9 protein-coding genes and 1 tRNA gene are annotated in these 12,151 nt (G+C 62.9%); 3 read left to right on the top strand and 7 right to left on the bottom strand.

Annotated elements, in window-relative coordinates:
- Positions 1-206 precede the first annotated feature (206 nt).
- The 7 genes from C8D04_RS07365 to C8D04_RS07335 form a co-directional block, all read right to left on the bottom strand.
- Positions 207-282: transfer RNA gene (locus tag C8D04_RS07365), tRNA-Thr, on the bottom strand.
- Positions 283-293: 11 nt separating this feature from the next.
- Positions 294-1,301 (bottom strand): class 1 fructose-bisphosphatase, encoded by a 1,008-nt coding sequence (locus C8D04_RS07360; RefSeq protein WP_116004267.1) that lies wholly within the window; start codon positions 1,299-1,301, stop codon positions 294-296.
- 10 nt (positions 1,302-1,311) lie between these two features.
- A complete protein-coding gene (pepN, locus tag C8D04_RS07355) occupies positions 1,312-4,035 on the bottom strand; it encodes an aminopeptidase N (RefSeq protein WP_116004266.1) in 2,724 nt (907 codons plus the stop codon).
- Positions 4,036-4,044: 9 nt separating this feature from the next.
- A protein-coding gene (prfB, locus tag C8D04_RS07350; protein WP_116004265.1) for a peptide chain release factor 2 occupies positions 4,045-5,149 on the bottom strand; the annotation gives its coding sequence in 2 pieces (ribosomal slippage) (positions 4,045-5,067 and positions 5,069-5,149; 1,104 coding nt in all).
- 100 nt (positions 5,150-5,249) lie between these two features.
- Complete coding sequence (locus tag C8D04_RS07345) at positions 5,250-5,849, bottom strand: PAS domain-containing protein (protein ID WP_133243611.1); 600 nt, start codon at positions 5,847-5,849, stop codon at positions 5,250-5,252.
- Between the two features lie 27 nt (positions 5,850-5,876).
- Positions 5,877-8,441 (bottom strand): chemotaxis protein CheB, encoded by a 2,565-nt coding sequence (locus C8D04_RS07340; RefSeq protein ID WP_116004263.1) that lies wholly within the window; start codon positions 8,439-8,441, stop codon positions 5,877-5,879.
- A 263-nt stretch (positions 8,442-8,704) separates the two neighbouring features.
- Complete coding sequence (locus tag C8D04_RS07335) at positions 8,705-9,622, bottom strand: alpha/beta hydrolase (protein WP_116004262.1); 918 nt, start codon at positions 9,620-9,622, stop codon at positions 8,705-8,707.
- 136 nt (positions 9,623-9,758) lie between these two features.
- Here C8D04_RS07335 and C8D04_RS07330 point away from each other — a divergent pair, with 136 nt between their 5' ends.
- From C8D04_RS07330 to plsY, 3 genes are all read left to right on the top strand, one after another.
- Positions 9,759-10,820 (top strand): aldo/keto reductase, encoded by a 1,062-nt coding sequence (locus C8D04_RS07330; RefSeq protein WP_116004261.1) that lies wholly within the window; start codon positions 9,759-9,761, stop codon positions 10,818-10,820.
- Between the two features lie 71 nt (positions 10,821-10,891).
- Positions 10,892-11,395, top strand: coding sequence for an aminoacyl-tRNA deacylase (locus C8D04_RS07325; RefSeq protein ID WP_116004260.1), 504 nt, complete (start codon positions 10,892-10,894; stop codon positions 11,393-11,395).
- A gap of 69 nt (positions 11,396-11,464) precedes the next feature.
- Complete coding sequence (gene plsY, locus C8D04_RS07320) at positions 11,465-12,151, top strand: glycerol-3-phosphate 1-O-acyltransferase PlsY (RefSeq protein ID WP_116004259.1); 687 nt, start codon at positions 11,465-11,467, stop codon at positions 12,149-12,151.

Here is a 12,151-nt window from a genome sequence, read left to right as displayed (position 1 = left end):
TCACCCATGCTCATCGGCCATTCGTTCTACACGCGGTTGTCGCGCGTCCACAGCAGGCACTCGTGCCGGGTCAAGTCTTCTGGCGTGCGGGGTGTTTCTGCCTGTGCCTGGTAAGCGGGGGCAGCTACCAGGGCCCGAGGGGGTGTCAGCCAGCAAAATCAAAAAACCCCGCTACCTTTTCGATAGCGGGGTTTTCTTTACTGACTTGGTGCCGGAGAGATGAATCGAACACCCGACCTTCTCATTACGAATGAGCTGCTCTACCGACTGAGCTACACCGGCTTAGCCTCGAATTATAGCGCTGAATGGTAGCTGGTTACGCGCTCGACCTCATTTTTTGAACCGAGGATGACACTTACGCGCTCATGGAGCTGGGTGGGCTGGATGTCTAGGATGCGCTGGCGACCGTTGGTGGCGGCGCCGCCGGCCTGTTCGATGAGCCAGGCCATGGGGTTGGCCTCGTACATCAGGCGCAACTTGCCGGGTTTGTTGGGCTCGCGCTTGTCCCAGGGGTACATGAAGATGCCGCCGCGCGTCATGATGCGGTGCACGTCGGCCACCATGCTGGCAATCCAGCGCATGTTGAAGTCCTTTTCGCGTGGGCCTTCACGGCCTTGCAGGCACTCGTCAATGTAGCGACGCACGGGCTCGTCCCAGTGGCGCATGTTGCTCATGTTGATGGCAAATTCTTGTGTGTCGGAGGGGATGCGTACGTTTTCCTGGGTGAGCACAAACGAGCCCTGCTCGCGGTCGAGTGTGAACATGGCAACGCCGTCGCCCACGGTCAGCACCAGCGTGGTCTGTGGGCCATAGACGCAATAGCCGGCGGCTACTTGCTGCGTGCCGCTCTGGAGGAAGTCGCCCTCGTCCACGCCGCGGTCGTCTTCGGGCATGCGCAGCACGCTGAAGATAGTGCCAATGCTTACGTTCACGTCGATGTTGCTGGAGCCGTCCAGGGGGTCGAAGAGCAGCAGGTATTCGCCCTTGGGGTAGCGGTTGGGCACAACGTAGATGGCGTCCATTTCTTCGGATGCCATGCCCGCCAGATGCCCACCCCATTCGTTAGCCTCGATCAGCACCTCATTGGCGATGATGTCGAGTTTTTTCTGCACTTCGCCCTGCACGTTCTCGCTGTAGGCGCTGCCCAGCACACCGCCGAGGGCGCCTTTGTTAACGGCTTGGCTGATACCTTTGCACGCGCGTGCCACCACTTCCAGCAGCAGGCGCAGCTGGCCGGGGATGAGCCCGTCCACCCGTTGCTGTTCGACCAGATAGCGTGTCAGGCTGACTCGTTTTGCCATGGGTTTCTCCTTATTCGGCCAGTGCGTGGGTGATGACTTCGCGCACGTCGTTGCTCAGGGTTTCTCGTGCGGCGACGCGGGCGATGGCTTCGCGGGCTGCGGTGCGCCAGGGTTCGGCCAGCTTCTTCCAGCGGTCTAGGGCGCGTGCCAGACGCGCGGCGACTTGTGGGTTGATGGCATCGAGTTCAATGACGCGCTCGCACCAGAACACGTAGCCCGCGGCGTCCTGCCGGTGAAAGGCGCCAGGGTTGGCGCTGCAGTAGCTGAAGACGAGGCTGCGTGCGCGGTTCGGATTTTTCAGGCTGAAGTCGGGGTGCTGCATGAGTTGGCGCACGATGGGTAGCACGTGGCCGCCACGGTCGGGGCAGCCTGCCTGCAGCGCGAACCATTTGTCGATGACCAGCGGCTCATCCTTGAACAGCGCATGAAAGCGCGCCAGCGCAGGTGCTGCCAGGGCGTGGCCACTGCCCACCAGGGCGCTGAGCGCATTGAAACGGTCGGTCATGTTGCCCGCGTCCTTGAAGCGCTGCAGCGTCTTGCCGGGCCAGATCGCATCGCCCGTGTGCTGCGCCGCCAGGCACAGCATGGACAACGCCATACCGGTGAGAGCGCGGCGCCCGCTGGAAATGGCGTCGGGCCGGTAGGCGCCGACTTGTTCGTGCTGCTCGCACGCCCACTGCCAGTCGTCGTGCAGCGCCAGGGCCAGTTGCAGGCGCATGGCTTCGCGCACGGCATGCACGCGCTGCGGGTCCACCACTTCGAGTTGTTCGGCGATGTAGGTCTCAGACGACAACGTGAGCGCCAGCTCCTTGAACGCAGCGTCCAGTTGGGGGTGGCGCAGCACGCCGCGCATCGCCTGGGTGAAGCTGTCAGGCAGAATTTTTTGATTAAATTGGCCGCTAGAGCTTACCTGTAGGGCGCTATCAGCTATCGCATTGATAGCGATTCGCAATGCCAGGCGCTGTCCTGCCTCCCAGCGGTTGAAGGCGTCGCTGTCGTGCGCCAGCAGGGTCAGCAAGTCCTCGTCGCTGTAGTCGCAGTCCAGCACTACCGGGGCGCTGAAAGACCGCAGCAGCGAGGGCACAGGGGCGCTGTCGACATTGACAAACGTCAGCGACAGGCTTGGTTCGGCCAGCACCACCGTGCGCGTGGGCGCGCCAGGGGCGTCTTCGCCCGCCAGTTGCAAGGGCAGGGCACGGCCATCTTGTGCGAGCAGGCCCAGTTCCACGGGAATGACGAAGGGGGCCTTGACCGGCTGGCCGGGTGTGGATGCGCAGTTTTGTGTGAGCGTGAGCGTGTAGCTGCGTGCCTGTGCATCGTACTGGCCAGTGGCGTGCACATGGGGCGTACCGGCCTGGCTGTACCAGTGCTTGAACTGGGGCAGCAGGGTCGCCAGACTGCTGTGCGGATTGGCATCAGCGATGGCTTGCGCAAAATCATCGCAAGTGACGGCGTGGCCGTCATGGCGTTCGAAATACAGCTTCATGCCACGCGCAAAGCCGTCGCGGCCCACCAGGTTATGCATCATGCGCACCACCTCGGCCCCTTTTTCGTAGATGGTGACGGTGTAAAAGTTGTTGATCTCGACGTAACTGTCGGGCCGCACCGGGTGGGCCATGGGGCCGGCGTCTTCGGGGAACTGGGCGGTGCGCAGCACGCGCACGTCCTCGATGCGCTTGACGGCGCGGGCCGAAGGGCTGCCCGCCATGTCCATGGAAAACTCCTGGTCGCGGAAGACGGTGAGACCTTCCTTCAGGCTGAGCTGGAACCAGTCGCGGCAGGTGACGCGGTTGCCCGTCCAGTTGTGGAAATACTCGTGGCCCACCACGCTTTCTATGTGGGCGAAGTCAGCATCCGTGGCCGTGGCTTCGCTGGCCAGAACGTATTTCGTGTTGAAGATGTTCAGGCCCTTGTTCTCCATCGCGCCCATGTTGAAATCGCTGGTGGCGACGATCATGAAGCGCTCCAGATCGAGCGACAGGCCAAAGCGTGCCTCGTCCCAGGCCACGCTGGCCATGAGGGAGTTCATCGCGTGCTCGGTCTTGCCCAGGTCGCCCTGGCGCACGTACACCTCCAGCAGGTGCTCGTTGCCGGCGCGCGAGACGATGCGCTGCTGGCGCGCCACCAGCTTGCCCGCCACCAGGGCAAACAGGTAGCTTGGCTTCTTGTGCGGATCGACCCATTTGGCGAAGTGGCGGCCTCCGTCAAGCTCGCCCTGCTCGACCAGGTTGCCGTTGGACAGCAGCACCGGGTACGCAGCCTTGTCGGCCCGCAGTACCACGGTGTAGCTGGCCATGACGTCAGGCCGGTCGAGGAAGTAAGTAATGCGCCGGAAACCCTCGGCCTCGCACTGCGTGAAGAACGTGCCCTGGCTGACGTACAAGCCCATGAGCTTGGTGTTTTTCTCGGGTGCGCAGGTGGTGAAGATCTCCAGCTCCACCGGCTCGTAGCCTTCGGGCAGGTTTTCCAGTACGAGCACGTTGCCGTCCATCTTGAACGAGGTGCCAGCGCCCCCCACCAGTACGCGCGAAAGGTTCAGTTCCTCGCCGTGCAGGCGCAGCGGTTGTGCGGCCACATCCGGATTGCGGCGCACGTGCATCTTGTTCAGGACGCGGGTCTTGGCCGGATCGAGGTCAAAGGTGAGTTCCACGCTGTCAATCCACCAGGCAGGGGCCTGGTAGTCAGCACGGTAGATGGCGGTGGCCGGGGCCTGTCCGTCACGCATTGATGGCATGTGGTTTCCTTATATGCCTTGCTTGAGCGAGGCTTCGATGAAAGCGTCGAGATCACCGTCCAGCACTTTTTGCGTGGCGGAGATTTCAACGTTCGTGCGCAGGTCCTTGATGCGGCTGTTGTCCAGCACGTAGGAACGGATCTGGTGGCCCCAGCCGACATCGGTCTTGGTGTCTTCGAGCTTTTGCGCCTCTTCCTGGCGCTTGCGCATCTCGAAGTCGTAGAGCTTGGAGCGCAGGCGCTGCCAGGCGATGTCGCGGTTGCCGTGCTGGCTGCGCCCGTCCTGGCATTGCACCACGATACCGGTCGGCATGTGTGTCAGGCGCACAGCCGAGTCGGTCTTGTTGATGTGCTGGCCGCCAGCGCCCGAAGCGCGGTAGGTGTCGGTGCGCACGTCCGACGGGTTGATGTCGATCTGGATCGAGTCGTCGATTTCAGGGTAGACAAACACACTGGCAAAGCTGGTGTGGCGCCCGCCGGAGCTGTCGAACGGCGATTTGCGCACCAGGCGGTGCACGCCGGTCTCGGTGCGCAGCAAACCATAGGCGTACTCGCCTTCGATGTGGATGGTCGCGCCCTTGATACCGGCGACGTCGCCCGGCGTTTCGTCGTCCACACTGGTCTTGAAGCCCTTGCGCTCGGCGTAGCGCAGGTACTGGCGCAGCAGCATGCTGGCCCAGTCGCAGGCCTCGGTGCCGCCAGCGCCAGCCTGGATGTCGAGGTAGCAGTTGAGCGGATCGGCCTCGTGGCGGAACATGCGGCGAAACTCCAGCTCTTCGATCTCGGGCTGCAGTTTGGCGGCTTCGGCAGCAATGGCCTCCAGGTCGTCGTCGTTGCCTTCTTCGACGCTCATTTCGTACAACTCGGTGTTGTCGGCCAGCTCGCGCGTCAGGCGCTCGAGCGTCAGCACTACGCCGTCGAGGGACTTTTTTTCCTTGCCCAGCTCTTGGGCCTTCTTCGGATCGTTCCAGACCGCCGGGTCTTCGAGCGAGGCGTTTACCGTGCGCAGGCGTTCAAATTTGGCATCGTAGTCAAAGATACCCCCGTAACTCACGGGTGCGCTCCGCGAGGTCGTTCAGGATGTTGCCGATGAGGTTGATGCGTTCTGCTTCCATGATGGTGTCCTGGGTGTTCTGTAAATAACCCGTGATTTTCTCATGCGCAGCGCTGCGCCGGTTTTCGGGCCGGCAAGCCTGACAACGAGGGCGCTTTCTTTCAGCGTGTCGGCATGTCGAGAAAAGCCAGCAAGATGCCAAGGCCGGCGGGATCGATCCGCGCTGATGCGCACACTGTGCGTGCCTTGGCATCGCTGTCAGGGCGCGCCACGAGGGTCAGCTCGCTCGATGCGTGGCCTTGTCCGGCGCGGGCCAGCAAGGCTTGCAATGCGATGGCGCTTTGCGGGGTCAGGAAGTGGTCCAGTCTTTGTCCCCGCACAAGTTCGCGCTCGGCCCCTAACTGCTGCGCACCGGTCAGGTTGACATCCGCCACACGCCCATGGCTGTCCAAGATCAAGTGGCCCGCTGGGGATTTGTCGTAGCGCTGCATTTGGCGCGCGAGCTCGGCCTCCAGGGTGGCTGTTGCCGTGCGCAGTTCTTCGGCTTGCAGATCCAGTTCGACCTGATGGACCTGCAACTCATGTAGCAGAGCGAGTGCGCCGGGCGCCGTCTTGGGAGATAGCGCCAGTTCGTAGAGCACGCCCAAGGCCTCAGAGGCACTGGCATTGGTTTCGCGCAGATTGACGGAGCGGCCCAGACGCGACTGGGCTATGGTGCGCAGGTTGGTAGAGCTGTTCGGTTTTTTGGGGGGGATAGCCATGGCACCTTTTTGGCGGTAGGGCACCGCCTATTTGCGACTATAGCCCTCACGCAGGCGAAACTCCAATTCCTTGGCCACCGTGATTTCCACAAAGGTCAGCACCACGCCCTGGATCATGTTGGTCAGGGTGCGGTACGGCATGATGCGCACCGAAAACCAGCGCCCGTCGGTGGTCGCAATCTGCTGCAGTCCGGGGGTGAGCGTGCGCAGGGTTTCCTTGGCGTCGCTGTGCAGTTGCGGGTAGACGAGGGTGCTGGCCAGGTCGCTCAAGGGGCGCCCGATGTCGCCCTCGCGCAAGTGAAAAATGCCGGTGGCTTTTTCTGTGAATCGGCGCACGTTCAGGTCGTTGTCAAGGAACAGTGTGGCGATGTCCGTGCTGTTGAGCAGGTTCTGCATGTCGCTCTGGGCCAGTGCCAGATCGTCGAGCTTGGTTTGCAGTTCGCTGTTGATGGTCTGCAGTTCCTCGTTCATCGACTGCGCTTCTTCCTTGGAGGTGGTCAGCTCCTCGTTGGCCGACTGCAGTTCTTCATTGGCCGACTGTAGGGCTTCGTTGGTGGCCTGCAGTTCCTCCTTGGAGGCCAGCATTTCCTTGCGCAGCGCGGAAATCTCCTCATGCGCTCGCTCCAGTTCTTGACGCAAGCTGTCGTCCAGCGGTGCCTGCGTCTGGCCTTTCCTGGCACGCGATGCCCGGGGTGCGGCCACCTCGCGAAACACCACCATCACCATGCCTTGCAGCGCCTTGGGTTCTTGCACCGCCTGCACGGTGACGTTGACGGTGCGCGGCGTGTCTTCCTCAATCTGCAGGCCGCTCAGTTCCACTGCCGTTTTTTCCCGGAAGGCCTGGCGCAGGGCCACGGCCAGCTGGGTGCGCAGGCCCGGGCGCGCCATCACATGGATATTCCAGTTGGCCTTGCCTGCTGCGGGTTCGAGGTAGCGGCCGGTTCGGCCGCTGATATAGAGAATGTCACCGGCCTCATTGACGAGCACGGCCGGCGGCGAAAACGTCTGCAGCAGCATTTGGTCGGCCAGGGTCTGGAGGTTGGTGGTGTGCGTAAAGGGTGTAGGCACGTGGTTTTCCTGCTCTGACTTGTGGGATGCCCTGTGGCGGTTGACGGGAAAATCGACAGCACCCGCGTTCAAGGCGTGGTCGGTGCGTCGGTACAGCCTGGACTTTGGGCTCAGTGGCGTGAACAGTGATTGCGAGCGCCCGACCGTCTCCGACCCGCCCAGTAAGAGCACGCCACCGGGGCGCAGGCTGTAGTGAAAGAGCGGCATCAGGCGCTGCTGCAGCACGGTGTTGAAATAGATCAGCACATTGCGGCAGGCCAGAAGATCCAGGCGGGTAAAAGGTGGATCGAGGATGACATCGTGCCTGGCGAACAGGACCATGTCACGGATGGATCTGTCGATCAGCAGGCCCCCTGTTTGCGCGTGGAAGAAGCGCGCAACACGATCGGGGGCCATGCCCTGTGCCGCCTTGGCGGGGTACAGCCCATTACGGGCCACGGCAATGGCGTCTGCACTGAGGTCTGTGGCAAATATCTGCAGCGTGCGGTGCGGGATTTGCGGCTGTGCGTCCACCACTTCCCTGAACACCATCGCCAGCGAATAGGCCTCTTCGCCGGTCGAGCAGCCAACGATCCAGGCGCGCAGGGGGGCATCATCCGTGCGCTGTGCAAGCAACCGCGGCAGTACCGTCTCCTTCAAATCGATCCATACGTCCGGGTCTCGAAAGAAGTGGGTCACACCGATCAATACCTCCGCGAACAGCAGGTCCAGCTCTTGCGGGTTGTTCTGCAAAAACTGCGCATAGGCTGGCATCGAATCGAGCTTGTGCACCGCTACGCGCCGCTCGATGCGCCGCTGCAAGGTGCTGACTTTGTAGAGCGAAAGATCATGTTTGCAGTGGTTGCGCAGCAGGAGCAGTATGGCGCCCAGCGCATCGGTTTGCCCTTCGTCCGGGCGCTGCGGCGCCGGGGGAGCCGCTTCGCGTGCTGCCGCGCGGGCGATGCAGGCCGGCATCGCCTCGGGCAGCGCAATAATATCGACGCAGCCCGAGGCGATGGCATTTTTGGGCATCGAGTCGAATTGGGCCGATTCGGGCTGCTGCGCCAGCGTCAGGCCACCCCGGCGTTTGATTTCCTTGAGCCCGAGCGTGCCGTCTGCACCCATACCTGAGAGCACCACCCCAATGGCCTGCGGGCCTTGGTCGCGCGCCAGCGAACGGAGCAGCACATCGATTGCGAGCCGTCGACCCCGGGGTGGGTGTACGGCCACCAAGCGCAGATGGCCCCCACCCACGGTCATCTCGTAACCAGGGGGAATGACGTACACGCCATCGGGTTGTACAGCCATGGCGTCGGTCACTTCGCGCACCGGCATGGAGGTTACGCGCTGCAGCAGGGTGCTGAGCAGGGCCTCGTGCGTGGGGTCCATGTGCTGCACCACTACATACGCGAAACCGCTGCCTGTGGGCACCTGGGAAATGAATTTTTCTAGCGCCGACAAACCACCAGCCGAGGCACCCAAACCTACGATGCGGGCTGCATTTGGAAAGCCCAATGGAGGGGGAGGGTGTATGGCAGCGCTCATGCGCCAGTATGCCGTTCCTGGCGGGGGCTTGTGAGGTGTTGGATATGAGCGCTATTGGACAGACGGTGTGAATGGTCAGGGCTGGTCTGATGGAACCAACACCACGATCGCCCAAATCATGAGCCTGCGTTCACCATGCTGGTCGTGGGCGATGAGCGCAGCATCAAGGGTTGCGGACGCTGCTGCAGCGTTGAGTGCTACACGGCGAACTCCGTGCGCAACAGGTATCAGGCGCTGGCTGCTGCGGTGAATGGGTATTTCCGTTACGCCAGAAAGGATTCGATCAAAGCCGCCACGGCCTGCGGCTGGTCGTGGTGCAGCATGTGACCGGCGTCTTGCACCATGGCGGTGCGGCAGTCAGGTACCGACTGGAGCCGCTCGTGGTACTGCTCCAGCGTGTACCGGCCTTTCCACCACAGCCCCAGGCTGTCGTCGCTGGCTTCGATGGCCAGGGTGGGCGCGGTGATGGCGGCGTAGTGGGCCAGCGCCTCTTCCAGGCGAAACAGCTGTGCGTTGGTGATCTTGTGCGCCGCATCGCCCAGGATGTGCCATTGCCCCTGGGCATCGGGCTGGGCCCAGTGCGGGGCCAGCCAGTCGGCCTTGTCTTGCGAGAGACGGGGGTTGGTCTTCATCAGGCGCCGGGCCACGCCGTCCACGCTGTCATAGGTCTTGAGCGCCATCTCGCCGCGCTGCAAGGCCTTGAGCTGGTCCATCCACTCGGCATAGCGCGCCGGGGCCTTGGCGGGTTGGTTGTCGGGCATGCCAAAGCCTTCCAGGTTGACCAGGCGGCGAATGCGCCCGGGCCGTGCACCGGCGTAGAACATGACGACGCTGCCCCCCATGCTGTGGCCCACCAGGTCGACCGGGGTGTCGCCAGCGTAGTGGTCGAGCAACTGGTCGAGGTCGGCCAGGTAGTCTGGAAAAAAATAATGGTCGGTCGGTGAGGGCGGCGCCGTCTGGCCAAACCCCCGCCAGTCGGGGGCAATGATGCGCCGTCCCTGCATGAAGGCCGCGCCAAAGGCATCCACCACAAACTGGTACGAGGCGGCCACGTCCATCCAGCCATGCACCAGCACCAGGGGCGGAAGGCTGGAGGTTTCGGGACCCCACAGTCGCACATGGTAGCTGAGCTGGCGGATGGGCACGAATTCGCTGCGTGAGGTGTAGGCGGTCTGGTACATGGGTTTTATTATTACCAAGCATTTGCTTTGTTGATGTCAATCCCGGGACAATTTTTGCGGCTGGGCCGGAGATAAGCCCTGCCCAGCAGCCGCAGCGCTGGCGCCGTAAACTGGCGCGCTTGTCAACGGAGACCGCATGAAAACGATTCCACTGGGCCAAAGCGACCTGCACGTCACCCCCATCTGCCTGGGCACCATGACCTTTGGCGAGCAGGTGACCGAACAGGATGCCCACTGCATTCTTGACCGCTCGCTGGAGCGGGGCGTGAACTTCATCGATACCGCAGAGATGTACGCCGTGCCCGCCCGCGCCGAGACCTTTGGCGCCACCGAGGCCATCATCGGCAACTGGTTTGCCCAGCGCCCCGGCACGCGCGGTAAGGTGGTGCTGGCCTCCAAGGTGGCCGGCCCCTCGCGCGGCATGCCCTGGATTCGCGAAGGCCAAGGCATGACGGCGGCCGACATCGTGGCCTCGTGCGAGGCCAGCCTGCGCCGCCTGCAGACCGATGTGATCGACCTCTACCAGATCCACTGGCCTGAGCGACACGTGCCCGCGTTTGGTATCAAGTACTACGACCCGGCCAAGGAGACCTCGCAAACGCCGATCCACACGCAACTCGAAGCATTGGCCGGGCTGGTCAAGGCGGGCAAGGTGCGAACCATCGGTTTGTCGAACGAAACGCCCTATGGCGTGCACGAATTTGTGCGTCTGGCCGAGCAGCATGGCTTGCCACGTGTGGCCTCGGTGCAGAACCCTTATTGCCTGGTCAACCGCAGCTACGAGAACGCGCTGGATGAAACCTGCCACCGGCTGGGCGTGTCGCTGCTGGCGTATTCGCCGCTGGCCTTTGGTCTGCTGACCGGCAAGTTTGACCAGAGCGGCACGACTGGCCCCGATGCCCCGCAGGGCGCGCGCATGGCCCGCTACGAGCAGGTGCGCAAACAGCGCTGGGGCCGCCCTGAGGCGCTGGCGGCCGCACGCCGCTACAACCAGCTGGCCCGCGACCACGGCTTGAGCCCCACGCAGATGGCGCTGGCTTTTTGCTATACCAAGTGGCAGGTAGCCAGCACCATCATCGGCGTGACATCGCTCGCGCAGCTGGATGAAAATCTGGACGCCTGGGGAGCGACTCTTTCGCCGGAGTTGCTGGCCGCCATCGACGCCATTCGCTGGGAGCTGGGCGATCCGGCGCTTTAATGAAAATATGATGGAAAATGGGCTCTAGCGCTTATAGATAAAGCGCTAATAGCTATTAAATTTGAATTTTCATGGCCAAAAAAGACGGCAAAACCGCCCATGTGAGCGAAACCCCTGCCACGCAAATGCTCAAGGCGCACAAGGTCGAGTTCACCGGTCACCCCTATGAGTACGTGGACCACGGCGGTACTGCGCACAGTGCCGCCTGCCTGGGTCTTGATGAACACCACGTCGTCAAGACCCTGGTGATGCAGGACCAGGACGCCAAGCCGCTCATCGTGCTGATGCACGGTGACTGCAAGGTTTCCACCAAGAACCTGGCACGCCAGATGGGCGCCAAGTCGGTCGAGCCCTGCACGCCCGAGGTGGCCCATCGCCACAGTGGCTACCTTATTGGCGGCACCTCTCCCTTTGGCACCCGCCGGGACATGCCGGTGTACATCGAGGAAAGCATCCTGCAACTCCCGCGCATCGCCATCAACGGCGGGCGCCGGGGCTACCTGGTGCAGCTCGATCCGCAGGTGTGCGTGCGCTTGCTGGGCGCGCAGCCTGTGCAGTGTGCGCTGGCCGAATAGGCTGGCAGAATGAGCGCCGCCTCCGTGCCGTCCTGGCATGGCCGTTTGCTGTGATCTGGAGAATTTTTCGTGCCCGTTGTCTATTCTGTTTGTGTCGTGCTGGCGGCTTACCTGCTGGGCTCGCTGTCTTTTGCCGTCATCGTGACGCGCGCCATGGGCCTGAGCGACCCGCGCACCTACGGCAGCAAGAACCCGGGTGCCACCAACGTGCTGCGCTCGGGCAGCAAGGCCGCCGCCGTGATCACACTGCTGCTCGATGCCATCAAAGGCTGGTTGCCCGTGGTGCTGGTGCGCTGGTTTGGCGAGCCCTATGGCCTGGGTGAGGGCGCCGTGGCCATGGCGGGGCTGGCCGCATTCCTTGGGCACCTGTGGCCGGTGTTTTTTCGCTTCGAGGGCGGCAAGGGCGTTGCCACGGCACTGGGCGTGCTGGTCGGCATCAGCCCCTGGCTGGGCCTGTTCACTGCGCTGACCTGGCTGGTGGTGGCAGCGGTGTCGCGTTATTCATCCCTGGCTTCGCTGTCTGCGGCGTTGCTGGCGCCGCTGGTGTATGTGCTGGCGGGCGGCATGCTGTGGTCCACGGACCGCGTCACCGTGGTCGCCATCATCGCCATGTCGGCCTTGCTGGCCTGGCGCCACAAAGAGAACATCAGCCGCCTGGTGCAAGGCAAGGAATCACGCCTGGGCAAAAGCAAGGAAGTCGCGGCCACCGCTGCCGTGCCAGGGTCCGCGAACCGCAAGCGCCGCAAAAGGCACTGA

It is taken from the genome of Simplicispira sp. 125, from assembly GCF_003096555.1.
GTDB lineage: Bacteria > Pseudomonadota > Gammaproteobacteria > Burkholderiales > Burkholderiaceae_C > Simplicispira.
This window is presented reverse-complemented; position numbering and strand designations above follow the sequence as displayed.

What these genes read in the sequence shown, in the direction of transcription:
- pepN (WP_116004266.1), bottom strand. Translation starts at nt 4,035, where the DNA reads ATGCCATCAATGCGTGACGGACAGGCCCCGGCCACCGCCATCTACCGT.
- C8D04_RS07345 (WP_133243611.1), bottom strand. Translation starts at nt 5,849, where the DNA reads ATGGCTATCCCCCCCAAAAAACCGAACAGCTCTACCAACCTGCGCACC.
- C8D04_RS07330 (WP_116004261.1), top strand. Translation starts at nt 9,759, where the DNA reads ATGAAAACGATTCCACTGGGCCAAAGCGACCTGCACGTCACCCCCATC.
- C8D04_RS07340 (WP_116004263.1), bottom strand. Translation starts at nt 8,441, where the DNA reads ATGAGCGCTGCCATACACCCTCCCCCTCCATTGGGCTTTCCAAATGCA.
- C8D04_RS07325 (WP_116004260.1), top strand. Translation starts at nt 10,892, where the DNA reads ATGGCCAAAAAAGACGGCAAAACCGCCCATGTGAGCGAAACCCCTGCC.
- C8D04_RS07360 (WP_116004267.1), bottom strand. Translation starts at nt 1,301, where the DNA reads ATGGCAAAACGAGTCAGCCTGACACGCTATCTGGTCGAACAGCAACGG.
- C8D04_RS07335 (WP_116004262.1), bottom strand. Translation starts at nt 9,622, where the DNA reads ATGTACCAGACCGCCTACACCTCACGCAGCGAATTCGTGCCCATCCGC.